General features: G+C 52.4%; 25 protein-coding genes. 5 read left to right on the top strand and 20 right to left on the bottom strand.

Annotated elements, in window-relative coordinates; genetic code table 11:
* Positions 1-268: 268 nt before the first annotated feature.
* A complete protein-coding gene (gene nadC, locus AC5E51_RS06895) occupies positions 269-1,120 on the bottom strand; it encodes a carboxylating nicotinate-nucleotide diphosphorylase (protein ID WP_068434390.1) in 852 nt (283 codons plus the stop codon).
* Positions 1,121-1,211: 91 nt separating this feature from the next.
* On the bottom strand, positions 1,212-2,564 hold the full coding sequence (locus AC5E51_RS06890) for an alanine/glycine:cation symporter family protein (RefSeq protein WP_068434392.1): 1,353 nt from the start codon (positions 2,562-2,564) through the stop codon (positions 1,212-1,214).
* 103 nt (positions 2,565-2,667) lie between these two features.
* On the opposite strand from AC5E51_RS06890, the gene ampD reads away from it, so the two are divergent.
* Both ampD and ampE read left to right on the top strand, forming a co-directional pair.
* A complete protein-coding gene (ampD, locus tag AC5E51_RS06885; protein WP_068434395.1) occupies positions 2,668-3,234 on the top strand; it encodes a 1,6-anhydro-N-acetylmuramyl-L-alanine amidase AmpD in 567 nt (188 codons plus the stop codon).
* A gap of 2 nt (positions 3,235-3,236) precedes the next feature.
* On the top strand, positions 3,237-4,109 hold the full coding sequence (gene ampE, locus AC5E51_RS06880; protein WP_068434398.1) for a regulatory signaling modulator protein AmpE: 873 nt from the start codon (positions 3,237-3,239) through the stop codon (positions 4,107-4,109).
* Between the two features lie 158 nt (positions 4,110-4,267).
* On the opposite strand, the gene AC5E51_RS06875 is transcribed toward ampE, so the two are convergent.
* The gene (locus AC5E51_RS06875) at positions 4,268-5,185 is read right to left on the bottom strand and encodes an ROK family protein (RefSeq protein ID WP_491778355.1); all 918 of its coding nucleotides are present in this window, start codon (positions 5,183-5,185) and stop codon (positions 4,268-4,270) included.
* A 45-nt stretch (positions 5,186-5,230) separates the two neighbouring features.
* Positions 5,231-5,572, bottom strand: coding sequence for a PilZ domain-containing protein (locus AC5E51_RS06870; RefSeq protein ID WP_301377686.1), 342 nt, complete (start codon positions 5,570-5,572; stop codon positions 5,231-5,233).
* 92 nt (positions 5,573-5,664) lie between these two features.
* Here AC5E51_RS06870 and AC5E51_RS06865 point away from each other — a divergent pair, with 92 nt between their 5' ends.
* Positions 5,665-6,282, top strand: a complete 618-nt coding sequence (locus AC5E51_RS06865; protein ID WP_491778354.1) for a histidine phosphatase family protein — start codon at positions 5,665-5,667, stop codon at positions 6,280-6,282.
* Between the two features lie 14 nt (positions 6,283-6,296).
* On the opposite strand, the gene AC5E51_RS06860 is transcribed toward AC5E51_RS06865, so the two are convergent.
* The 16 genes from AC5E51_RS06860 to AC5E51_RS06785 all read right to left on the bottom strand — a co-directional run bounded on the left by AC5E51_RS06860 (position 6,297) and on the right by AC5E51_RS06785 (position 21,985).
* Positions 6,297-7,166, bottom strand: a complete 870-nt coding sequence (locus AC5E51_RS06860; protein ID WP_301377690.1) for a class I SAM-dependent methyltransferase — start codon at positions 7,164-7,166, stop codon at positions 6,297-6,299.
* An 18-nt stretch (positions 7,167-7,184) separates the two neighbouring features.
* Positions 7,185-8,126 carry a LysR family transcriptional regulator gene (locus AC5E51_RS06855; protein ID WP_491222921.1) on the bottom strand — a complete coding sequence of 314 codons (942 nt, stop codon included), beginning with the start codon at positions 8,124-8,126 and terminating at the stop codon, positions 7,185-7,187.
* Positions 8,127-8,232: 106 nt separating this feature from the next.
* The gene (locus AC5E51_RS06850) at positions 8,233-10,257 is read right to left on the bottom strand and encodes a TonB-dependent receptor plug domain-containing protein (protein ID WP_491778353.1); all 2,025 of its coding nucleotides are present in this window, start codon (positions 10,255-10,257) and stop codon (positions 8,233-8,235) included.
* A 23-nt stretch (positions 10,258-10,280) separates the two neighbouring features.
* On the bottom strand, positions 10,281-10,979 hold the full coding sequence (locus AC5E51_RS06845; RefSeq protein WP_301388509.1) for a hypothetical protein: 699 nt from the start codon (positions 10,977-10,979) through the stop codon (positions 10,281-10,283).
* Positions 10,972-11,499, bottom strand: coding sequence for a DUF2878 domain-containing protein (locus AC5E51_RS06840; protein WP_297531288.1), 528 nt, complete (start codon positions 11,497-11,499; stop codon positions 10,972-10,974). The genes AC5E51_RS06845 and AC5E51_RS06840 overlap by 8 nt, the downstream gene beginning before the upstream one ends.
* Entirely contained in the window at positions 11,499-12,749 is a 1,251-nt protein-coding gene (locus tag AC5E51_RS06835) for a class I SAM-dependent methyltransferase (protein WP_488073327.1), read from the bottom strand. Before AC5E51_RS06835 ends, AC5E51_RS06840 begins: the two co-directional genes overlap by 1 nt.
* Positions 12,746-13,648, bottom strand: a complete 903-nt coding sequence (locus AC5E51_RS06830) for a DUF1365 domain-containing protein (protein WP_491778352.1) — start codon at positions 13,646-13,648, stop codon at positions 12,746-12,748. The genes AC5E51_RS06835 and AC5E51_RS06830 overlap by 4 nt, the downstream gene beginning before the upstream one ends.
* Complete coding sequence (locus AC5E51_RS06825) at positions 13,645-14,907, bottom strand: NAD(P)/FAD-dependent oxidoreductase (RefSeq protein ID WP_491778351.1); 1,263 nt, start codon at positions 14,905-14,907, stop codon at positions 13,645-13,647. Before AC5E51_RS06825 ends, AC5E51_RS06830 begins: the two co-directional genes overlap by 4 nt.
* Positions 14,904-15,725 (bottom strand): SDR family NAD(P)-dependent oxidoreductase, encoded by an 822-nt coding sequence (locus AC5E51_RS06820; protein WP_301388507.1) that lies wholly within the window; start codon positions 15,723-15,725, stop codon positions 14,904-14,906. The genes AC5E51_RS06825 and AC5E51_RS06820 overlap by 4 nt, the downstream gene beginning before the upstream one ends.
* Positions 15,722-16,219, bottom strand: coding sequence for a nuclear transport factor 2 family protein (locus tag AC5E51_RS06815; RefSeq protein WP_301388506.1), 498 nt, complete (start codon positions 16,217-16,219; stop codon positions 15,722-15,724). Before AC5E51_RS06815 ends, AC5E51_RS06820 begins: the two co-directional genes overlap by 4 nt.
* Entirely contained in the window at positions 16,185-17,147 is a 963-nt protein-coding gene (locus AC5E51_RS06810; protein ID WP_488073328.1) for an acyl-CoA desaturase, read from the bottom strand. Before AC5E51_RS06810 ends, AC5E51_RS06815 begins: the two co-directional genes overlap by 35 nt.
* 24 nt (positions 17,148-17,171) lie before the next feature.
* On the bottom strand, positions 17,172-18,593 hold the full coding sequence (phrB, locus tag AC5E51_RS06805; RefSeq protein ID WP_491778350.1) for a deoxyribodipyrimidine photo-lyase: 1,422 nt from the start codon (positions 18,591-18,593) through the stop codon (positions 17,172-17,174).
* On the bottom strand, positions 18,590-19,441 hold the full coding sequence (locus AC5E51_RS06800; RefSeq protein WP_491778349.1) for a MerR family transcriptional regulator: 852 nt from the start codon (positions 19,439-19,441) through the stop codon (positions 18,590-18,592). Before AC5E51_RS06800 ends, phrB begins: the two co-directional genes overlap by 4 nt.
* A gap of 2 nt (positions 19,442-19,443) precedes the next feature.
* Positions 19,444-20,415 carry a YbgA family protein gene (locus AC5E51_RS06795; protein WP_068439234.1) on the bottom strand — a complete coding sequence of 324 codons (972 nt, stop codon included), beginning with the start codon at positions 20,413-20,415 and terminating at the stop codon, positions 19,444-19,446.
* A gap of 176 nt (positions 20,416-20,591) precedes the next feature.
* The gene (locus AC5E51_RS06790) at positions 20,592-21,002 is read right to left on the bottom strand and encodes a sirohydrochlorin chelatase (protein WP_068439232.1); all 411 of its coding nucleotides are present in this window, start codon (positions 21,000-21,002) and stop codon (positions 20,592-20,594) included.
* Positions 20,999-21,985, bottom strand: a complete 987-nt coding sequence (locus AC5E51_RS06785; RefSeq protein ID WP_068439230.1) for an NAD(P)/FAD-dependent oxidoreductase — start codon at positions 21,983-21,985, stop codon at positions 20,999-21,001. Before AC5E51_RS06785 ends, AC5E51_RS06790 begins: the two co-directional genes overlap by 4 nt.
* Positions 21,986-22,164: 179 nt before the next feature.
* Here AC5E51_RS06785 and AC5E51_RS06780 point away from each other — a divergent pair, with 179 nt between their 5' ends.
* Positions 22,165-23,934: an acyl-CoA dehydrogenase C-terminal domain-containing protein gene (locus AC5E51_RS06780; RefSeq protein ID WP_068439228.1), complete on the top strand. Its 1,770-nt coding sequence runs from the start codon at positions 22,165-22,167 to the stop codon at positions 23,932-23,934.
* A 50-nt stretch (positions 23,935-23,984) separates the two neighbouring features.
* Positions 23,985-24,890, top strand: a complete 906-nt coding sequence (locus tag AC5E51_RS06775) for a TIGR01777 family oxidoreductase (protein ID WP_488046676.1) — start codon at positions 23,985-23,987, stop codon at positions 24,888-24,890.
* Positions 24,891-24,951 lie beyond the last annotated feature (61 nt).

Raw genomic sequence — 24,951 nt, 5'->3', positions numbered from 1 at the left:
CGAGATTTGTTATTGGGTGACTGCTTTCCGGTCCTTCTTTGGGGGCCCTTCCGGCGGTCTTACCTGTCATTAATCATGACTGTGGGATGGAGTTTGCCAAGCTTCTCTGAGACCAGCAAGCCCTGTTTCCGGGCTTAAGTCACATTTTTTGGCGTCATAAAAATATCTGTTCGAAAAACGCGCAAAAAGTTGGCAAAGAGTGACAATTATCGTCACTCTGGTGGGCATTTGCGGGAGGTGCGGCGCAAAATGACAGAGGCTTGTTGGCTTAGCCAACCATCCTCATCGACAGGTCAATCGCCTTACAGTCTTTGGTGAGTGCACCAATCGAAATATAATCTACGCCGGTTTCTGCATAATGGCGCAAAGTGTCTTTGGTGATGCCGCCTGAGGCTTCGAGTTTGATATTGCCTGCGCTTTTGCCTCGTGTGAAAGCGACAGCGACTTTCATATCGGCTGGGCTGAAGTTATCCAGCATGATGATGTCGGCACCAGCGTCGATCGCTTCTTCCAGTTGCGCCATGGTTTCCACTTCGACTTCCACGGGTTTACCCGGAGCAATGTCATGCGCCTGACGTACAGCGTCTGAAATGCTGCCTGCTGCCATGATGTGGTTTTCTTTGATTAGAAACGCATCATAGAGACCAATGCGGTGATTGAAGCATCCGCCAACGGATACGGCGTACTTCTGTGCGATACGAAGGCCAGGAATGGTTTTACGGGTATCCAGTAGTTTTACACCAGTACCCTCAACAAGAGAGGCGTAGTGTTCACACAGAGTCGCCGTTCCAGACAGGCTCTGCAGGAAGTTTAAAGCACAGCGTTCACCACTCAACAGTGAGCGTGACGAGCCTTTCAGTTCAAACAGTACCTGGTCAGCCTCAACCACGTCTCCGTCTTTGACCTTCCAGTCAACTTCGACCTCGGGGTCAACTTGCCTGAACACTTCAGTCACCCAGGCTTGCCCAGCAATCACTGCATGTTCCCGGGAGATGATACGTGCATGGCTTTTCTGCTCTGCCGGTATTAACTGCGCGGTAATATCACCAGTGCCGATGTCTTCTTTAATGGCGCGGGTAACTGCATTGCTGATGTCTGTCTGATGCTGAGTGAGGTCCATGGCTGGGGCTTCGTTCTATGAGTGGGTTCATATCATGAGGGCGCGATTCTACACGAAGTCGCGCCCCAACTGATACTGCCCGACTGGTTTACTACAGGTCTTTCTGGGAACCTTTTTGTAGATACTCCCGGGTAAGGCCGAACACGACAGGGCTGAGCAGGATCAGTGCGACCAGGTTAGGCAGGGCCATCATAGCGTTCAGAGTATCCGCGATGAGCCAGGCGACATTCAGCTCTTGTGTAGCGCCAATCGGGATGGCTGCAACCCAGATAAGCCGGAATACCGGAACCGCTTTGATACCAAATAAATACTCAGTACAGCGCTCACCGTAAAATGACCAACCGATAATAGTGGTGAAAGCGAATACTGCCAGTCCAAGCGTGACTATGTACTGGCCAATCACCGGGAGTCCGGCGTCAAAGGCAGACGCCGTGAGGCTGGCGCCCGAAGCACCGGTTTGCCAAGCACCGGATGCAACGATCACCAGGCCAGTAATGGTGCATATGACGATAGTATCGATAAAGGTGCCCAGCATCGCGATTGTACCCTGACGCACGGGGCTGTCTGTGGTTGCTGTGGCGTGTGCAATAGGAGCGCTACCAAGGCCAGCTTCGTTTGAGAAGACTCCACGTGCGACACCGAAGCGAATCGCGGCCCAGACGGTGGCGCCTGCGAAGCCTCCCGCGGCCGAAATAGGTGTGAAGGCGTGTGTAACGATCAGCTCCAGCGCTGCCGGAATTTCATTGGCATAGATTCCCAGTAGAACGACGCCGGCGATCACGTAAGTAATCGCCATAAACGGAACCAGCTTGCCCGCGACGTCTGAGATTCTGCGGATGCCTCCGATAAGGACCAGACCCACCAAAGCAGCAACCACCAGACCCGTTACCCATTCAGGAATGCCAGTGCCGCCTGGTGAGATATGCGACATGGCGTCGGCCACCGAGTTGGCCTGTACACCGTTACCAATGCCGAATCCCGCGAGCATACCGAAGAAAGCAAAGGCGACCGCAAGCCACTTGAACTTAGGCCCAAGGCCGTTGCGGATGTAGTACATGGGCCCACCGACAAAGTGCCCTTGTTCATTCTGTTCGCGAAAACGCACAGCCAGCACGGCTTCAGAATACTTTGTGGCCATACCAACAAGAGCGATGATCCACATCCAGAAAATGGCGCCAGGGCCTCCCATAGCGACAGCCGTTGCGACCCCGGCAATGTTGCCTGTGCCGATCGTTGCCGAGAGTGAGGTCATCAGGGCATTGAAGCCAGAGATTTCTCCCTCACCGTGTTTATGTCTGCCTTGCCATAATTCGACGAATCCGGTTTTCAGATGCCGGATAGGGTAAGCCTTCAGGCCGATAGTTAAAAACAGGCCTGTAAGCGCAATTAAAGCCAGCATTGGCCAGCCCCAGACAATGCCATTGAGAGTATTCAGAAACTCCATTTTATATTCCTGTCATATTCGCTGGTCCCCGGACTATATCGGCCCGCTGTGTTTATGCCAAACTTGAAGAGCTGAAGAACAACATTGATTGCTTTGGAAAATAATGAAGATAACGAATGGTCGCCTGGATTCTGCCCAATGGATTCCATCCCCGAATTTTGGTCCTCGCCCGGACGTCGGAGATATCTCCCTGCTTGTGATTCACAACATCAGTTTGCCACCTGGGCAATTCGGCAGCGGCTGTGTGCAACGCTTTTTCTGCAATCAACTTGATGCGGGGCAACATCCCTATTTTGAGACCATCGCAGACTTGCAGGTGTCCAGTCACCTGTTTATCGAGCGCGACGGTGCGATCACTCAGTTTGTAAGTTTTGATGATCGCGCCTGGCATGCGGGGCAGTCGCAATTTTCTGGCCGCGATAATTGCAACGACTATTCTATAGGAATAGAACTGGAAGGAACCGACACTGCTCCGTACAGCGATGCTCAGTATGAGCAGCTTACGGCGGTGACTGAGTGTCTTAAGCGGCATTACCGCATGATCACGGATGAGCGGATAACCGGGCATGAAGACATTGCCCCTGGCAGGAAGACGGACCCCGGGCCTGCCTTTGACTGGACGCGTTACCGTGCCTCGCTGGTCACGGGTGACGGGTGTCCTGAGGAGTAGAAATGAAGTTTCTCGTTCTGTTTGTCGTCTTATTATGGCAGCAGCGCTTCCCTTTACCGCATCGCAGCACCAGTAGCCGCACCTTCGCCTGGTGGCTGAAGCAGGTAGAAAGGCTGCCACGCTTTATGAACTGGCATCGCCATTTTAGGTACTCGGTTGTTGTGGTTCTACCGGTTGTCACTATTACGGCGGCGATGTTGCTGGCTGATCCCTATGCCTTTGGTCTGCTCAGTGTGTTACTGAAGATTCTTGTCTTGCTATACGTGCTGTCGCATATCAGTATCGGCAAGCACCTCGAAGCCTATCGCGGTGACTTAAAAAAGGGCGATACACAAGGGGCCTATCATTGCGCTGATCAGTACCTTGCCGTGCCTGAGGTGAGAGTAAGTGATGATCTGACCACTATGAATCATCAGGTGATCCGGGCACTTCTGCATCGTTGGTTTGAATTCTTTTTCCTGATGGTCTTCTGGTACATGGTTGCGGATATTGCCGGGATTCTGTTGGCGTGGTTTTCTCTCCAATATGCGCGTGCAACGCATTGCGACGCACAGGGCTGGCGCTACCTGCACTGGATTGAGTGGATTCCCGTTCGGCTTCTGGGATTAACCTATGCGCTAGCCGGAGACTTTCTGCGCGCATTTCCTGTGCTTCATTCTTACCTTTGGGACCGCACGACGAACAGTGCCGACGTTCTCTACCGTGTAGCAAATGAATCTCTGGCCGGGCAGTCAGTCGCTATGTCGTGCCCGGTTGATGAGAGTGCTGAGGAGGCCGCTGCCGAACTTGATCGTTGGCAACGCCTGCATATCCGCTCGTTGTCGGTGTGGATGGTTATTATTGCTACCGCGACTGTTGGCGGGTATTTACTCTGACAGGTTGTTGAAAAACTATCTGCGTTGTCATTCCTTCGTTAAAAACAGGCTCATAATGCTCATTTATGACTTATAAACTCCGCTTCTCGCCTGTTTTTGCCTTGCACTGACTGCCTCGAAAACGTGTTTCAACGGCCTGTGCGTAGTCGGTTAGCCGATTAGACTGTGCTTGAGTGTACCGCCTGAGCACCCAGCCAGGCGGCACCGCGCACTCCGCTGGAGTCGCCATGGACCGATTTTTTCAATGGCGTGACCACCGAATCTGAGAATACCCACTCTTGCCAGAGCTGCGGTACCACGTCGTAAACACTGGCAATGTTCGAGACGCCACCACCAAGCACGATAACGTGAGGGTCCATCAGGTTAATTACGGCGGCGAGTGCTTTCGCCAGCCGTCGATGATGTCTGAACAACACGCCCTTAGCTTCTTCGTCACCAGCTTCTGCGGCTGCCACCCAGACTTCTGCAGGTTGGTCTTTACCGGTTTCTTCTCTGGCCTGTAAGCGAATGCCGGTGCCCGAGAGGATTGTCTCCTGACAGCCGGATAAACCGCAGTAGCAGTTCAGCACCGCATCTGAATCTTCGCGCCACGGGAGAGGGTTGTGCCCCCATTCTCCAGAAATCGCATTTGGCCCGGATACCAGGCTGCCTCTGACAACCCAGCCTCCGCCGCATCCAGTACCCACAATCACAGCAAATACAGTAGGGAAGCCGGCACCTGCGCCATCGGTAGCTTCCGACAGGGCCAGGCAATCGGCATCGTTGGCGATAACGACAGGCTGCTCAAGGGCGCGTTCTAAATCGCCTTTGAGATCTTTGCCAATCAAGCAGGTGGTATTGGCATTCTTTACCAGTCCAGTCTGATACGAAAGCGCGCCGGGGATACCCAGCCCAAGAGTGTAGGGTTGAGCAAGTTCAGATGCAGCATCATTCACCAGGCTCAGGATGTTGTTAAGGATTGCATCGTAGCAATCGCGGGGGGTAGGTTTACGGCGGCGCAGGAGTTCTTTACCGCTCGGATCTAAAGCGATGATTTCTGTCTTGGTACCACCGAGATCTATGCCAAACTGCAGCATGGCTGTCCTGTCGAGTGAGAATGTCAGGACAGTGTACGATGCTGCTCAGTCGTCGCAATAGTCCTGCATCATTGCGTCGAACATTGCGGACCCTTCGACCAGACGACAGCCGCTGCCGTAAAGACTGGGGTTCAGTTCTCTACTCCAGGCGATCTCAATGCGGCAGGGCGCGGTACGACGTTCGTTGTCCTGCAGGATGTCGACCAGGTCGACATCAAGCGTCTCGCCTTCTTTTAACGCCTGGTAGCTGGATATCATTAAGCCACTCTTTGACCAGTTGACCAGTAACCCGAGGCAGTCGCTGCCTCCTTTGCGGAACACGCTGACGGTGCTTTTCAGTTGCCAGCGTGGCTCCATACGCATTTCTGCAAATGATTGCGCGCTCATGTTCATACTCCTGAAGATGATTCGGGTAAATTTGTTACCATGTGGTCATAAGTTTAGACACTGACAGCGTCTTCGCCGGAGCCCGATAAAGAATGAGCAGTATAGTCACGTTCCTTGACGTTATTCGTCACGGTGAGCCCGAGGGTGGCGAGGTATTTCGTGGCCGCACTGATCACCGCCTGACAGACAACGGCCGTCGTCAGTTTCAGGAAAGGCTGGAGCGAAATCCCGGTGACTGGCAGCGCGTGGTGTCCTCTCCGTTGAGTCGCTGCAGTGAAAGCGCAGAGCGGGTCGCCGGGCAATCCGGTTTAACTTTGCACATCGATGAGCGCTGGGCTGAGATTGATTATGGAGCGTGGGAGAATGTTCCCATTAAAGAGATCATGTCAGCTGAGCAGACCCATGTCCGCCAGCTCTGGGAAGACCCGATGAACTTCTGCGCCCCGGGAGGGGAGCCTGTAGGCAAGTTGCAATCGCGGGTACTGGAAGGATGGCAACATGTTCTTGAACAACATGCTGGCCAGCAAATATTGATCGTGACGCACGGTGGTGTGATGCGGGTACTGGCTCAGCACCTCTTGTCTCTGGCACCGGAAGCGATGAACCGGCTTGGCATTCCATACGCAGGTATGTTGCGCTTGCGCGTGGACACCGACCACGACAACAAACATTGGGTGACCATGATCGGCATGGATGGCGTCGAGCTATGAGCCTGCTTTTCGGTTCAGGGTTTTCTGAACTTAAGCGTCATACGATCGCTTTCGCCAATGGCGAGAAATTCAGCCCGGTTAATGTCGCCACCCCGTAATGTCGGCGGCAAAGACCATACGCCATGAGCATGATTCCGGGTGTCCTTCGGATTGGCGTTGATTTCAGAATGACCATCTGGAACAAAACCTGCGTTAATCGCGAGTTGAGTCACATAGGATTCAGTGACATATCCGGTTTCTACCATCTCTTCGCGGGAAAATGAGTCTGGAGCGCGGTGCTCGACAACCCCTAAAATTCCACCTTGTTTCAACACCCGGTAGGCTTCATCGAAAACCGCCTGTTCCTGGCGGTTACGCATCCAGTTATGCACGTTACGGAACGTCAGCACACGATCTGCTTCTCCGGCTTGGGCAATTGTAAGCTTCTGCGGCGGCGCCAGTTCAGTGACATAAATATTGCCATAAAGCTCAGGTTGCAGCAGGAAGCGCTTATTAAATGCGGCACGGCTTTTCTGGAAAAAACTGATTTCACTGTCAGCCGGGAAATGCGCTGCAATCAACTGACCGTTCTGTTTAAGATACGGTGCCAGTATGGCCGTATACCAGCCGCCACCCGGCCATAACTCAACAACGGTGTGAGAAGGCTCAACCTCAAAGAACATTAGGGTTTCAGCAGGGTGTCTGTACTGATCCCGAGCGAGATCTGCGGCGGAGCGCGTCGGCGCAACCTTAGGTTTTGCATCGGTATCGGCAGAAGTCGTGGTCTGTTTGGTCAGTACTTTCGCCTTGTCGGCCTCTTCCGTCTCGGTAGCCTCTGGTGAGCACGCCGCCAGCAGGGCGGCTGTGATGATGGTTGCGGTCTTACTCAGCAAAACAGTTTTCATCCCTGAACCTCGTAATTACTATTCGGAGCGTGCAATGTCGTGTCCGACTTCCCACGGTGGGGTAGGGCGGACGGATTCAATAACGAATTCTACGAAACTGCGCACCTTCGCAGAAAGGTGGCGGTTGCTTGGATAGAGTGCATGAATCGGGCTGGCTTCGAAAGGCCATTCAGGCAATACCTGAACGAGCGAGCCTGCGCGAATTGCTGGCGCCGCAATTAAAGTCGGCAGCGGAGCAATGCCTGCACCCGACAGTGCCAGGGTGTACAGGCTGGCAAAGTCATTCACCTGAATACGAGCATGCACGTTGTGACTGTGCGTCTGGCCAGACGGTCCACAGAGCTGCCAGCTCGGCCATTGTGAAAGCGTCATCAGCTCGTGCTCACCCAGCGTGTCCGGATGTTTAGGTTCGCCGTGCTTCTTCACATAATCACTGCTGACACAAAGAATTGAACGCACATCACCAAGGTGTCTGCCAATCAGCGAAGAGTCTTCGAGGGTACCGACCCGGAAGGCAACATCAATACCGTCCTGAACCAGATCCAGCTTCTGGTCGCTGAGCACCATATCCACAGTCACCTGAGGATGCTGGTCACAGTAATCTGCTATTAGTCCGGAAAGTACAGTTGAGCCGAACAGAACAGGCGCCGTAATACGAAGAGTGCCCGTTGGCGTGCTCTGCATACGCGTGACCGCGATGTTGGCTTCTTCAATTTCGCCCAGGATGCGTGCGCACTGGTTGTAATAAGCATTACCTGTGTCAGTAAGCCGCAGACTTCGCGTTGTGCGCTGAATCAGGCGTACACCGAGACGTTCTTCGAGTTGAGTAATCTTGCGGCTGACAGTCGATTTGGGGAGGCTCAGATGGCGCGCAGCGCCAGTAAAACTGCCCGCCTCCACAACATGAACGAAGATAGCCATTTCGTTAAGGTCGAATTCTTCGCGTTTACCTATCTGCATGGGCTGAGTGTTCCTTGAGTTTTAACTTTGGACAGTATGGCCATAAAAACAGCAATTGAAAAGATATATGAGACAATTGACTGCATTTTGTATCCAATTTGCATGCTCAGAAGACCATACGAACACCAAAGGAAGCAATCGGAGGCAGGTCGTTGACCTCCTCACGCTCGCTGTAGTCGGCATTCAGGTAACGGTAGCCTACGACGTTTTCCCGGGCATAGAGGTTAATCACCTCAAAGTAGAGGTCCATACTCCAGCGGCTGAACTGGTAGGCACGGTCTGCTCTGAAGTCGAGGCGGTGGTAGGCTGGAAGTCGCTCCGAAAACGGGTCGCCGTAGATAGGATTGAACAGGTCCGGGGTGTCATCGTCCTCTTCAACGCCCTCAAGTGGAGTCACGAGTTGTCCGCTCTCGTAGCGCCATTTCAGGCCGAAGGTCCAGCGGTCATTCCAGCGATAATTGCCGACTGCATTTATGACGATGGGTTTATCGTAGGAGTAGCGAAAGTTCTCATCGGTGATGTCGTTACTCCGCTCGGTGCGAGAGAGTGTCATCGATACCCAGCCATACCAACGGTCGCTGTAATCCGCATTCACCAGGGTTTCTACGCCCCATGATTGACCGCTGCCGTCATTGGTATAGCGCGGCAGAGCGTTATATTCCTCAGTCGTCAGGCCGGGGTAGTTATTTTGCGGGGCGCGTGACACGACAATGTCTGTAATGTCTTTGTAGTAGAGTTCGGACGTCAGGTTGAGGCCGTCTCTGATCTGATACTCGAGGCCTGTTTCGTAGTGTGTCGAACGGGTTTCGTTGATGTCTGGGTTTCCGAATTCCGGCGTGTACTGCCCGGGGTTGCCCGACAAAGCATGGTACTCGCCAAAGCCAAGCGTCCATGTCAGTGGCAGTGCAACCTGAATGCGGCTTTCCAGTCGCGGCTCTGCGTACGTGTTTTCGGTAAATTCATTATAGGAGGCGAGCACGCCGGGGGTCAGCTGCCACCAGGGAAGAATGTTCCACTGGTCAGCCAGATTGGCGTTGAATTCGCGTATTACAAAATTTCCGGAGCCCGTTAATTCCTCCGTCGCCGTAACAAGACGGCAATCGCTGGAGAACTCATCACAGGGTGGTGCGGAAAAGCGACCTTTGTAGTTGATGTTCTGTTCCGAATATTCAGCACCGAACTGAAGTTCATGAGAAAGGGAAACCGGATAAATAAACTGCGAGCGCAGACCGTAACGATTGCTTTTGGCATCAATAAAATTGCCTTGCCCGATACTGAACTCGAAGCTCTCCTCAAGTTGAGATATACCGGTTTTCATGCTCAGACCCGAAGAAAAAAAGCGCTCGTAAACAACGCCCTGACTATTAAAGTATTGTTCGGCCTCCAGCCCACCGCTAAGTGCGGGGTCCTGCTGAACAAAATCAGAGTCTTCGGGGAAATCGAAGCCGGCTTTATCCCGGGCACCAATGGCCTGGAAACGAAGCGCAGACACGGAATCCGGTCGGTATTCCCATGCGCCCTGATAGTCGTAAAATTCAGGCACCGTAGTGAATTCGAAATCCTCGTCATCGACCAGGTTTTCGAGATAGTACTGAAACAGGCTCATGCGAGCGCTCAGAAATGCGGCATTGGATTCATTGACGGGAACATCAAACAGAACCCCAGCGCGTAACAAGCTTAAGTCGACGATGGTCTGCTGGTCGTCAAAATAGGGCGAGCGGGAATCTGCGGTGATCACTGCGCCGGTGGCATTATTAAATTCCGGGCCAAAGGCCGCAGGGTAGAGCTCAAAACCTTCGACCAGAGCGTCATTGACGATGCTTGAGCCGTCGTTATGAAAGAGATAACCGACTGGCAGAAAATCGAGGTAGTAGGCGTTATCGTCGGGCGATGATCCGCGCACGGCGGGTGCGGCTTCGCGTCCATTGCCAAAGACGACACCCGGAAGTGCCTCCAAAGCTCTGAGCGGATCATTACCGGCGCCCGGGATTTTTAATAATTTTTCTGTGGTAGGTCGCGGAGATTCGACTTCCTCTCCGGTGGTGGTCACTTTATCCAGCGTGACCTCTGCGTGAAGCTGTACGGCCTGAGCGCTGATGGCAATGATCAGTGGAACTGCAAACGGACGCATCTTCCTTTCCTTTTAGTCGTCGTTTAATCCGGGTAAGTGTATCGGATTTCAGCTTTGATGCCCTCGCCGTCCTTATCTCTGATATTCGTAAGGCCACGGTAGGTCAGGAGTCGCTGAGTTTTTTCATCATAAGTCAGCTCAACTGGCTCAAGAAGCCAGGACAGGAGCCTGGAGCTCAACCGCATTTCGACTGTGAGCTTTCCCTCTTCACGCTGCAGAGGAATCAGACGGAAATTAACCCACTCCAGCCTTGAAGGTACCGCGAACGAAAACCGGACGGTTTTGTCCTTCAGCAACTTTGGCCACTCCGAGCGTACAAACTCATCGAAGCCTGCATCAATGACCGGAGTGTAATCTGGTGACCCGAGTGTCCCTTTATCTGACTCATCAGGTTCACTGTAACTGACACGCCACTTACCATTGCTGTAGGTTACCTCTTCAGAGTAGTCATAGCGTGTGTCGTTGAGGTTAAAGTTGGGTGTGGCCGGATTTTCACCGTATTGATTCTGTTTTTGTGCGAACTCTTCAGTGTTTGGTGTCTGATAGCGGGTCTCACGGGCAACAGGCCGGCCGTCTTTAGTGGTTAACTCGTGATATTCCGTATAAAGAAGTTCGCCGCCCTCCAGACTGAATGCATCACCTCGGTAAGATAGAACCGATTCTTCCGCGGTCAGCAGGCTGGATAAAGAAACTAATAAGGCCGTCGTAAGATACTTAATCACGGCTTTTCCTCTGAGTCGTGGATGATATTTCTGAAGGAAACTGATGCGAATGTGCAAGTGAGGCAATCAGCATCAGGCTGCCCCAGGACGCTGAAATGACCCAAAGGGCGTTGCTGCCAAGGACGATGGCTCCGAACTCCTGACCTGCGTAGTAGCTGATCGGGGCGGATATCGCAGCCAGAGGCACAATGAGCCAGATTCTGGAGAAGATTACGTATAGCGAATGGAATAGCGTCGAAGCAAAGGCGAGCCATAACAGCGCGAGCCAGGCTGGAATAACCGGCATGGAGTAGTTATCAAAGCTGAAAATTCCGAGCTGGTACCAGAGTGTGTCCAGGGCTATACCGCAGAGACTGAGTATCGAAATAAACAGCCATTCTGCTTTGGTCGCGACTTGTCTGTGCCATACCATAAATGCCAGTACGGCAGGGAGGGCCCACAAGCTACCTCCCAGTACACACGCAAACCAGCAAAGCTGGAACCCGACGGCATTAATGATTTTCAGCTTTGATGCAGACATCAGAGATTACCAAGCACCGGTTCACTGCGATTCAGGGGTTTAGCGAACATCAGGTGAACGTCGCCAATAACCCGCTCAGCGAACCCTCCCTCACAATACGCAAAGTAGAAATCCCAGAGGCGAATAAAGTCTTCGCCGTAACCCTTAGCCATGATGGCTTTCTTGTTGGCGAGGAAGCGCTTTCTCCAGGCATCAAGCGTGCGGGCATAGTGGGGCGTAATATCCTCCATGTGTGCCATCTTCATGTCGGTACATTGTGTGAATGAGTTCTGAATAGCGGTCACACAAGGAATAAAACTCCCAGGGAAGATGTAACGCTTAATAAAATCGACGTCTTTTTTCGCTTGCTCATAACGTTGATCTTCAATTGTGATCGCCTGAATCAGGGCGATACCCTCAGGCTTAAGCAGTCTGCTGATTGTCGCGGTGTAGGTATCCAGATATTCCCAGCCCACGGCTTCAATCATCTCGATAGAGACAAGCTTGTCGTACTCACCTTCGAGTGCACGATAGTCTTTTTTGAGGAGGGTAATTTTGTCTTCCAGCCCTTCCGCTTTGACCTTTTCTTCGGCCCAGGCGTACTGCTGTTCTGAAATAGTCGTTGTGGTTACCTTACAGCCGTAATGTTTCGCCGCGTGGATGGCCATGCTTCCCCAGCCGGTACCAATTTCCACCAGGTGATCTGTTGGCTGCAGGTCGAGCTTTTTGCAGATACGGTCCAGTTTATACACTGACGCTTCTTCCATAGTGGCATCTGCACTCGGGAATATACCACTGGAATACATCATGGTCGGATCAAGGAAGAGTTCAAACATATCGTTGCCGAGATCATAGTGTGCAGCGATATTGCGTCGTGAACCTTTTTCAGTGTTGCGGTTGAGTGAGTGCAGCCATTTAAGGGCAAACTTACCCAGATTCGCCAAGCCACTGTCTATCTGATCAACGACGTCTTTATTACGGGACAGAATCCGGATCAGCATCGGGAGATCTGAGCAGGTCCAGTCACCGGTCATGTAGGATTCACCAGCGCCGACGCTGCCGTTCAGTGCAATGCTGCGGTAGGCCTCGCTGTCCAGAATCTCGATGCGTGAGTGCATGTCTGATCCGGCTTTACCGAACTGCAATGTGTTATCACCCTCGACAATTTCCAGAGATCCAGTGTGAAGTTTCTTAAGCGTATCGATCAGCCCATTACGGCAGAAACGATCAATCCAGGGCATATTTTCGGCGGTCACTGTGAGTGTTTTCATAAGTGCTCCTGTCGTGGGGCGATAGATTTTTTATGGTCCTGCTCGGGATCATTGTCAGGGTGATCGTAAAAAGGGCTCTTCTTCAGCCAGAGACGCAACGCATTGCTGTAGATTCCCCAAACCACCTTCATGGTCATAAAGGGGTAGTGAAGTAAAATTCTGCGCATCGTTTTCGATGTCATGGGCTGTCTGTTCATAGTCATCGTGGCATCGAAGTCGAGCCTGCCCTGATTCATCGTCTGCATATGAATCAGGCAGTCGTCCGTCACTTCTGGCATGCTCCAGATATACGTCATATCCAGCGGATTAAATGGCGATACATGAAAAACTTTATTGAACCGATAACGATGGCGCTGGTGGCCATCTGCGTGTTGCAGAGTGTGCTCAGGCTTTATTCCGCGAGGTTTTTCTGTTGGGTCGACTTGCGCGGCAGTTGCATGGCTGGCCGCTCGCTGGCTGAGCAGTGTGTAGTGAAACCGCTCATCCCATGGAGTATTGGTAATCTCAGAAAGAATACCCAGATGTTTGCCATCAGCATCGTAGGCGTAATAGAAGGTCACTGGGTTAATCAGATAACCGAAATAGCGCAGATTGGTCATCATACAGATCTGCTCCGGCTCCATACCTGTTTCGCGCCGGAAGGCTTCACAGACGTGCAGCTTAAGGTTATCCGCTGTTGATTGATGTGGTAGGTCAGGCAGTGAAAAGTAGTCCTCGCGACGAAAGCGCGCAAGAGAAAAGCGGGATTGCCCCCAGAGTGCAGAGCGGTGGAGCACATCGTCCGCCTCATCCAGATTCAGCCACACCATAAAAGCGCGGTAATTCAGGGCGTGTTTAACTGGATGAAAACGCCTGTGACGAACTGTGCCGGTAAATATTGCACTCTGGGTCATGCTCATGGCAGAGGAACTCCCAACGCTTCCGTCACACGCAGAGCACTTTTCACACCGTCCTCGTGGAAACCGTTAAACCAGTAAGCGCCACAAAAATGAGAGTGATTTTTGCCGCTGATTTCACTATGTCTGTGTTGTGCGGCCATACCCTCGAGAGTAAACACCGGATGTGCGTAGCGGAACTGTCGAATAATTTTATCGGGATCAATCGCTTCTGTTTTATTCAGCGTGACACAAAAATCGACCGGTGCGTCATCGAAATTCTGTAAGCGATTCATGTAGTAGGTGACGGCGACCGAATCCTGACTTTCCTCTCCAATATGATAATTCCAGGAGGCCCATGCCAATCGACGCTGGGGCAGAATGGTTTTATCTGTGTGCAGAACGACATCGTTCATCTTGTAGGGAATAGCACCGAGAATATCCTTCTCATCGCTGGTCGCGTCTTTCAGCATTCCCAGTGCCTGATCACTGTGGCAGGCAAAAATCACCTCATCAAAGTGCTCATGCCCCCTGTGGCTGCTGACTATGACTCCGTCTTTAGAGCGGCTGACGCCGTCAATTGGAGTGTTCAGATGAACCTGATCTTCGGGCAGATCTTCGAGTATGCGTGTCACATAACTGCGCGAGCCGTTCGAAATTACCCGCCACTGCGGGCGTTCATCAACACTCAACATGCCATGGTTATTGAAAAAGCGAAGGAAAAAATAGACCGGGAATTGCATCATCATTTCTTCACTGGCTGACCAGACTGCGGCCCCCATAGGAATGATGTATTTTGTTCTGAAAGCTTCGCCGTAGCCTTTCCGCCGCAGGTAACCGCCGAGCGTTTCAGTCTGGTCGACGCTGTCGTTGGCGAGTTCTTCCCGAGTTTCTTTATTGAATTTCAGGATGTCTCGGATCATGCCCCAGAAAGAGGGCTTCAGGATATTTCTGCGTTGAGCGAACAATGTATTAAGGGTATGGCCATTGTACTCCAGCCCGGACTGCTCGCACTTCACGCTGAAGCTCATGTCCGATTCTTCACTTTTAACACCGAGCAAATCCATAAGGCGGATAAAGTTCGGGTACGTCCAGTCGTTGTACACGATAAACCCGGTATTCACTGGCCAGGTGGTGCCGTTAACTTCAACGTCTGTAGTTTGGGTATGACCACCGGCATAGTCATTTGCTTCATAAAGAGAGACATCGTACTTCTCTCTTAATAACCAGGCGCAGGTTAATCCTGCGATACCTGAACCAATGATTGCGACGCGTTTATTCATGAATCAGATTCCTGTTGTTTCATCTGTCGTTTTTCCTGTTGCTGCAGCATTTCATCAGTACGGGACATCTGAGCTGTGATCCTATGGCGAAGAAAAGCGGGCAATTGTCCGATAAACCAGAGAATACGGGTGAAGCCTTTGGGGAAGTGGATATGCCATTGGCGCTTCTCTACACCTTTCACGATCTCTTCCGCCGCTTGCTCAGCGCTGATACGCATTGGCATAGGAAAGTCGTTTACGTCTGTCAGTGGTGTTTTGACGAAGCCCGGACTGACCAGAGATACATCGATATCCATGGCCTGGAGGTCGGCTTTCATACTTTCCAAAAAATGTGCCACTGCGGCTTTGCTCGCGCCATAAGCTTGTGCGCGTGGCATGGCAAGCATAGAGACACTGCTACCAACGCCGACCAGATAGCCTCGTTGGCTTTTTTGTAGCAAAGGCAGGGCAGCGGCGGTGGTATTCACCAGCCCCATCATGTTGGTTTCAAAAACCCGGCGAAACAGAGCAGTATCAAAATCAGTAACATCGACGTACTCACAGGTCCCTGCATTGGCAATCAGGGTGTCGAGCTTCCCATATTTTTTTTCGATGGCAGAGACCGCTCCCCTGAGACTCTCTTCGTCAGTAATGTCAGCGGTTATGACGGTGACATTGGAGTGTCTGTCAGCCAGTGGCCGCAGTTTGTCTTCCGAGCGTGCACTGATAATAAGTGCCTGGCATCGCGGTGCGAGCTCATCTGCTAACGCTTCTCCGATACCCGAGGATGCGCCTGTCAGCCATATCACCTGTTGACTGAGTGGAGGGGCCTGTGTCATGCCATACGCTCCTTCAATTTGTGAATGAGCCAGCCTATGACTGGCAGGTGTTCGTAGAGGAGACTGCCCGCGTCGAAGATATCCTGATGCTGGACAACAAGGCTGCCCTCCCATCGCAGTATGGTGACGCCATCAACGACGATGTCGTGCTTTCCAGCCTTCAACCGTGGGTGGCGATAGCGCATTGTCCAATGGACAGAGCCTGAGTCAGATTCAACCCAGGCTTTGTGAAACTGAAAATCGATGTACGTGATATTTTCGTACAGGCCTTCAAAATATTTCTCCAGTGCATCAATACCCAATATGCGGTGCATAGGATCACTGAAGACGATATCAGGGTGGTAGACCTCTGCGAGGCAACGCCTTAGCTTCTGGGTCCCAGCCGTTTCTGGGCTTAGTGTGTTATAGAGCTTGTAGAAAGCAGCGAGCCGGGAGTCTGTGGTAAGTGCTTCCGCAGTCTCACTCGTTGTGGCTTGATTGTGCGCGTTGTCCATTACGCCCCTCCTTCAGAACATGTGCGGGTACAGGGTTCAGACTGTGCACTATGCCGACCCAACTCATTGCCTTGAGTATCATGTAGGTGATGTCGATCTCCCACCAGTAGAATCCCTGGCGGGCCGATACAGCCCAGCGGTGGTGGTTGTTATGCCAGCCTTCGCCAAGCGTCAGAAGTGCGAGGACGCCGTTATTGCGGCTGCCGTCTTTGGTTTTAAAGCGACGAGAGCCCCAAATATGGCCCAGTGAGTTAATGGTCACTGTCGAGTGAAAAAGAATGACGGTTGAGATGACAAAACCCCAGACCACCATCTGTGCACCGTTGGTATTCATACCCGGCGCAAAAGCCGCCATTAGTTCCCCAGCGATGTACAGGATCACAATCAGCAGTAGTGGTGCAAAGCTGTCAAAACGGTCCAGAAATTTGAGCTCCGGAAAACGCGCAAAATCTTTTATTCGGTGGAGCTGAGTTTTGAAGCTGGCGTCGCAGGTAAACCAACCCATATGACTCCACCAGAATCCACGTTGAACGGGCGAGTGCAGGTCTTCTTCGGTATCTGAGTGCTGATGGTGTGCACGATGATGTGCTGCCCACCAGAGTGGTCCGCGCTGCGCTGACATATTGCCGAGCAAAGCAAATATAAACTGCCAGAAGCGATTGGTTTTATAGCTGCGATGGGCAAAATAGCGGTGGTAAAATGCCGTAATAGCGAACATTCTGAGCCAGAACAGGCCAAGACAGGTCACAAGGGCGACAGTGCTTACGCCAGTCCAGAATGCGGCAAAGCATGCCAGGTGAAGGATCAGAAACGGAATCACCCGAACCCAGTTAAATTGCGTACTGGTCATGGGGGCGTCGTTTCCTGCGTAGGAATCGAACCAGCGGGTGATGTTCAGTAGCCAGGATTTTTTGCGAATGCTCGTCATACCTGTTTTCACCGGGCGTTTGCCTCAGTTCTCCATGCTTTTGAATGTGTCCAGCGCACGTTGCCGCGCTGCTTTATGATCTACGATTGCCTCAGGATAACCGCAGGCTTTTCGGGCCTTGTCATCCGGAAAGTGTCGTGCTTTCGGTGACAGATTGTTCAGCTCTGGCAGGTAGCGGGCAATAAAGTGCCCTTGTTCATCAAACCGTTCAGATTGCGTCACAGGATTAAATATCCGGAAATAGGGAGCACCATCTGCGCCGGTGGAGACGCTCCACTGCCAGCCGCCATTGTTCGACGCGAGGTCAGCATCGACCAGATGCTGGCTGAAAAACTTCTCGCCCCTGTGCCAGTCAATCAGCAGGTGCTTAGTCAGGAACATCGCTGTCACCATACGCAGTCGGTTGTGCATCCAGCCCTGTTCCAGAAGCTGCTTCATCGCTGCATCTACGATAGGGTAGCCCGTCTCACCGTTACACCAGCGCTCGAAATCTCCAGAGCTGTCTCTCCATGGAATATTCTCGTAATCCGGGCGGAAAGCACGGTGCTTACATAGCTCAGGATAGGCCACAATCAGGTGTCGGTAGAATTCACGCCATACGAGTTCATTAATCCAGTTGTCGAGACCAGTCTCTCCACCACTGAGTAAACACCCGTTACGCTGCCAGGCGGTGTAGATACACTGACGTGGCGACAGCACTCCAAGAGCAAGATAGAAAGAGAGGCGACTGGTCGCATCTAATTCCGGAATATCGCGCTGTTCGTGATATTGAAGACCATCTTTATCCAGAAACTCTTTGAGTTGTTCGTGTGCGGCGTCTTCACTTGGGTCCCACAGGGCGTCATTGTTGTAGTCCGGCGTCCAGCTTTTCTCCGCCCAGTGGTCACGTATGTCGTGGCTGATGGTGCGCATGTCCTGTTGTTGCGGAGCCGCAGACGGTGATTCTATGTAGTCTTTCTTCAGGCGCAGCCAGGCTTTGCGGAAAGGCGAATACACACGATATGGGTCATTATTCTGGGTTTTCAGATCACCCGGAGGAACGATGCACTGATCATGGAATTTATTCACCTGCACATCACTCGCTTTGCACCACTGACCCAGCTCTATATCCCGATGGCGCTCATTAACTTCGTATTCGAGGTTGTAGTTCAGCTCTGAGACATCGTAGGTTCTGATAATGTGCTGCAGTGCCTCGCTGGCTTCCGCAAAAGTATCTTTCTCTACAATGAGCAGCGGGATACCCAATTCATCGAGCGATTCCCGGAGGTTACAGGCAGCCTGTTTCATCAGGTTCGTTCTGCGATCTCCCAGATCGTGCTGCTGCCACTGCTTTTCTGTCGCAAAGTAAATAGCCAGCGTTGCTTCCTCGTCATCTCGGCGGCTGTGCATCAGTGCAGGATTGTCGAGCACACGTAAGTCGGTTCTGAACCACATGAGGCGGGTCATGAGCGGCCTCCGGCGTGTTGGATGAATGTCTGTATCTGCTTACTCATGGGTTGTTGCAGTGCCTGTGCTTCGTCTGTGTCGTCGGGGATGGCGCCCGAAAAGTAAACCGGAATCCGGCATTTCTCTGAAAGGCTTTGCCATAAAGCCTGTTCGTCATGACCCGTCGGGTGAACGTGTGCCCACACCCAGGAGAAATCCAGCATGTCTGACACTATACGTATGTCATCCGGATTCAGATTCACGCCAAAGTACTCAAGTCGGAATCCGGCGGCTCCCAGGGCATAAGATGCGGCAAGAAGATGGAGTTCTGCCTGTTCGTGGTTAGTGCACATAAGCAGCCCCGGGCCTTCCGCATGCTTTTGTTGGAGCTGTATCAGTTGTGCGAGTTTGCGCTGCAGCAAATGGGTATAGGCGTTGAGGATCAGAGTGCCGTTGCTGTCTTGTTGAAGTTCAGTAATAACAGGGACTAGACAGCGTTCGTAATAAACGGCCATCGGATAACTTGCCAGACCGTTACTCCATTCATCATCCAGCGCCCGGGAATTAAGATCACGGGCAGCGGCCAGCTGCCGTTTTTTAATGTCGTCCCACTCATCAGATGGCGACGATGGATGGGCCGGCGGCTCGTTGAGTAATAGCTTTACCTGACGAATTGGGTAACCCTGATCAAGCCAGTACAGGATCGACTTCACCTGAGTGACATGATCGTCGGTGTAATAGCGGTGACCTTTAGCCGTTCGCAAAGGCTGAATGATGCCGTAGCGGCGCTCCCATGCCCTGAGGGTGACTGGGTTGACCCCGGTCAGGCGTGCAAATTCACGTATCGGATAGCCTGCGCACTCTGCCATATTCACAGCGTATTCCTCAGCCCCAATTCATAAGGATGCGGATTCAGATAAACCTGCTGTCGTGCGTAGGCGTTCGCTTCCTGGTGGTGATTAAGGTGATGCTTAAGCAAGGTAAGTGGCACAACCAATGGAATAATTCCGCGACGATATTCCAGAATAATCCTCGCCAGCTCTTCTTTGTCTGCTGCACTGATTAGATTTTTCAGATACCCCTGCAGGTGCATCAGGGTATTGGTGTGAGTTTTGCGGCTCGCTGGTTTAGCCAGTGCTGTCATAAGGAGAGTGAAATATTCATCAGCAATCTCCTTTATGTCTCCAGAGAGGTCGCTAAGAAGCCGCCCGGTCTCTTTGTACATCACGGTACTGTGAGCCATGATCAAATACTTATAGCGTGAATGAAAATCGATCAGGCGCGCGGGAGTGACCGTTGTTTGAGTAAACAGCTGCCAATCGCGATAGGTGAAGACGCGGACCATGAAGTTCTCACGTAACGCTGCATCGTTTAAGCGTCCAGCTTCCTCGATGGGCAGAAGTGGGTTCAGGCGAGCGAATTCACCGGCGAAGATACCTGACGCTTTACCTTCAGGGTGACCATTTCTCAGGTAGCGCTTTACACCGAACAACCCGCAGCTCGGACTCTTCTGCATAAATATAAAGCCGCAGAGATCTTGATTGAGAGCACTGACCTTCACGGCCTCCGAACGGAGGTCGTCAGTGACATCGATTTCAGGTGAGTCAACGCCCACAGCTCGGACACTCTCGTCTGCAGGCGTGTCACTGACCAGACGAATAGGCTCGCGAGGTGTGCCCATGCCGATCGCCACTTCAGGGCACATCGGGCGGAGGTTGAAATATTCGCTCAGAACGTCGGTGCAGAAGCGTGATCGCTTGTGACTACCATTGAAGCGCACAGCTTGACCAGTGAGGCAGGCACTGATGCCTACGGGGATTTTATCGTCGGATGAATAAACCATGTACAACTCCTGAGAGTTATTTGTATAAGTCCATTCTGCGCTGGGTTTCTTGTACAAGTCAATAAAAATTGTACAAGAAATCTAATTTTTGTATAACTTGAACTGCAGAGAGGTCAGCAGCCTGGTGTATTGCAGCGCTATAGCGCTGCAACATATACGCAATTACAGGTAGAGGATCATTCAGAAGAGGCCGGATCTGAGTTGACCTGCCTTATTACGATATTGCGAAGAGCATCTGTCACTTCTGGCTCAAGACCAACGGGAGGGTGCAGCTCAATGGTGACCTCCAGTCCTTGTTCGGTGAGGGTGGTCTGCAGAGCTTCGATCTGGCCGGGCACGTCCTTTCTAAGGTGGCGTCCGGCAGCGAAAAATAACGGCATGATATCAATGTGGCCGAAGCCTTCTTCAGCAAGCTTGATGATCTGTCCTTCCATGGAAGGTTCTGCGAGCTCCATGTAAGAAAGCTCTACCCGTTCACCTTGCAGGCCTTTGCGTATATTCGCCAGAAGGTCAGAGAAAGGCGCGAGCCAGTTAGCGTCGCTACTGCCATGAGCCAGCAGCAGGGTAGCGGTTTTAGAATCCCTCATGGTTTGTTTCCCGTAATAATGTTCGCGGCGGCACGACCGCTGAGCCAAGCGCCTTCGACAGAAGGTTTGTGACACCAGTCGCCACATAACGTGAGATTATGTCGTTCGTCACGCAGGGCGCCAAGCCCCGGCGCATTGCTGGGTAATGAATATAGCCAGCGATGTAGCCAGATATCAGTCGGAATAGCAGAGCAGCCCGTCGCAATTGCGAAGGCTTCTTCCAGTTCTTTCTGAACTTCCTCGCGCGGGGCATCTTTTTTACGTTCGCTCCACTCGTGATTCGCCTGAATGACCCAGGTCTCGCGAGCGTCACGGCCGGGCTTGCTGTTGTTTCTGGCTATCCATGAAATAGGACCTGACTTCACAAAGGCAGCATCGAAAGCACAATCCAGTGGTTCGTCGAATCCATACAGGAGTGTCCAGCAAGGCAGCATATGAACACTGTCTACCTGCCCAATGAGCGGTGATTCTGCTGGCAGGAGTGGCAGGGCCTGTTGTGGTGGCGTGTTGATAATGAGCTCATCGAACGGTCCAAATTCTGAACCATCTTCAGCGACCAGTGACCAGTTGAGTTGGTCGCTATTAAACCGGGACTCGACAATGCGTGTTTGCGTGATGAAATCATCCGCCGACTCTAGCAGCTTCCGGCTGAGACCCGTCATACGGGGCATGCCGACATAGCGGTCAACATCATCCGGCGAGGCCGTTCTTTGCGTACCGTTGATAGACCAGGGAGTAACATCCCAGTGTGCGATCCAGCCATCGGCTTCCCACGCCTTCAGCTGAGCCTTGAACTCTTGAGTGTGCGCGCGCATGAACTGAGCGCCCATGTCCCAACTGGATGCTCCGGATTTTTTGCTCGAGAGACGGCCGCCTGAACCTCGCGACTTGTCAAAAACAGTCACAGAGCAGTCTTGCTGCTTCAGTGCCTGGAGTGCGGTCAGTCCAGCAACGCCTGCGCCTATGATGGCGATCTTCTTCATAACTCTGATCCTGGGTAGCCCATTTAGTCTGCGATCCAAAGATGTAACCCCGAGACCTCTAGGTTATACAAGACAATCTGGGGTAAGCACTTAGTCATTGTGGCGGTATTTTATCTGTTGTACAAATTTATTCTATTGTGTATAACTACCGTATAACTATTGAATGTTGAGGAAATACCATGACTTATCGTGCTCCACTCCGTGAAATGCAGTTTGTACTTTACGAGGTACTGAACGGCGACACTGTCTTGCCAGAACTTCCGGGATGCGAGGATGCAACGCGAGAAATTATGGATGCGATGCTGACTGAGGGTGCCAAGCTGGCAGAGAACGTGTTAGCTCCGCTGAATACGTCTGGTGATCGCGAGGGTTGCCACTACGATACCGAGACCAAAGCGGTCAAAACCCCAGAGGGCTTCCCCGATGCTTATCGCCAGTTCGCTGAAGCTGGTTGGACAGCGCTCGCGGGTCCAGTGGAATACGGCGGTCAGGGGCTACCACACACACTTAACACCTTGGCAGAAGAAATGGTTTGCTCAGCAAACCTGTCTCTTGGCATGTATCCAGGCCTGACGCACGGTGCAGTAAACGCTCTGACCAGCTACGGATCTGACGAGTTGAAAGAGAAGTATCTGCCAAAACTGATCAGCGGTGAGTGGTCGGGCACCATGTGTCTGACTGAGCCACAGTGCGGTACTGACCTCGGTCTGATTCGCACTAAGGCCGACCCTCAGGCGGACGGTTCCTACGCGATCACAGGTAACAAAATCTGGATTACAGGTGGTGAACACGACCTCGTGGACAACATCGTTCACCTGGTGCTGGCCAAGCTGCCTGATGCACCGGGTGGCTCTAAAGGCATTTCTTTGTTCCTGGTGCCTAAATTCCTGGACGACGGCTCACGCAACCCTGCGTTCTGCGGTGGCCTTGAGCATAAGATGGGTATCAAAGCATCCGCGACATGTGTGATGAACTTCGAAGGTGCTAAAGGCTGGCTGATCGGCGAGCCACACAAGGGCTTGCAGGCTATGTTCGTGATGATGAACAGCGCGCGCCTGATGGTGGGTCTCCAGGGGCTGGGCATTGCTGAGGCGGCTTATCAGGTATCACGTGATTTCGCCAAAGAGCGTCTGCAGTCTCGCTCTCTTGCCGGCCCACAAGCACCGGAGAAAGCGGCAGATCCGATTATTGTTCACCCTGATGTGCGTCGTATGTTATTGCGTCAGAAAGCCACCATTGAGGGCGGCCGAGCACTGGCTTACTTCACTTCGATGCAGCTTGATATCGCACACAAAGCGGCTACTGAAGAAGAGCGCCAGCAGGCAGATGATATGGTGCAGCTGCTCACACCTATCGTTAAAGCGTTCCTGACGGATGAAGGTTTCTTCTGCGCAAACGATGGCTTGCAGCTTATGGGGGGCTCTGGTTTCACTCAGGATTGGCCAGTAGAGCAGTTCGTACGTGATTCGCGCATTACCCGTATCTACGAGGGCACCAACGGTATCCAGGCACTCGACCTTGTAGGCCGTAAGCTAGGTCATGCCGGTGGCCGTGCAGTGAAGAGCTTCTTCGCTATGCTGGATAACTACATCAAAACTGAAGGTGGCGTACCCTTCGGCGATGAGTTGAAAGCAGCAACGGGTCGCCTGCAGAAAGCAACAATGTGGCTGATGCAGAACGGTATGGGTGACCGCGAGCAGGCAGGTTCTGCTGCAACGCCGTACCTGCGCCTGTTTGCACTCACGGCGATTGCTTATTTCTGGAGCCGTATGGTGGCAACCGCAGAGCAGGCACTCGCAGACGGGTCGACCGAGACCGATTTCTATGGCGCTAAGAAAGAGACTGCTGCTTTCTACATGCATAAGCTACTACCGCAGACTTTGTCATTGCTGGCTGAAATCGAAACGGGTAAAGACAGCCTGATGGGTATGACCGCTGATCAATTCTGATTAGCGAAACCGGTAAACCAGGTGGCCACCGAGGCCAGGAGGATAGAGCCATGAGCAAACACATCCTGATCACAGGCGGTACCGGGTTTATCGGTTCAAAGCTTGTACCCCACTGGGTATCGCACGGGCACAGGATCACTGTTCTGTCCCGTGACCCCGCGAGAGGTAAAAGGCTTCTCGGCGATGAGGTAAGTTTTGTCAAAGACTTCTCTGAGGTGACTGACAAAATAGATTGGTTGGTCAATCTGGCCGGCGAGGGAATTGCGGACAAGCGTTGGAGTGAGTCCCGTAAAGCCGAGCTCAGGGCCAGCCGCGTAACATTAACCGAAAGTCTTGTACGTTGGGCGAAGTCTTCAGGGCAGCATTTTGAGTTGGTGTTGTCCGGTTCTGCGGTTGGCTATTACGGCAGCGTTCCGGGCTCCACACCGTCGTTTAACGAGTCATCTGCGCCTGGCACCGGGTTCTCAGCCAATCTCTGCATCGAATGGGAGCAGGCTGCCGATGCTCTTCAGGAGATCTCTGAGCGTGTCGTTTGGTTGCGCACCGGCATTGTATTGGGTCAGCACGGCGGCATGCTGAAAAGGATGTGGTTGCCCTTCAGTCTGGGGTTGGGCGGTGTTATCGGGTCCGGTGATCAGGTGATCTCCTGGATTCACAGGGATGACTACATCCGTGCACTGGATTTCATCACTAAGCATTCTTTGAGTGGTGCAGTGAATATGACGGCTCCGTATCCCGCGACCAATCGCGAATTCACTCGCACGCTCGGCAACGTCTTGCATCGCCCGACACTATTTCTCATGCCAGCCTTTGCTGCGGGCATGGTGTTCGGTGAAATGTCTGAGTTGTTGTTGCAGGGGCAAAAAGTCTTACCAACGGCACTGTTAACCAGTGGATTTACCTTTCAGTACCCCAATTTAAGCCAGGCGTTAGAGGTCATCGCGGCTGAGTGGTAATCTCACCCGCGTAACGGGGTGTGAATCAGAACGGATAATTGACACCTGTCATAGGTAGCAT

The organism is Thalassolituus sp., assembly GCF_984348125.1.
Note: the sequence above shows the minus strand (reverse complement) of the source record. Positions and strands in the feature narration are given on the sequence as shown.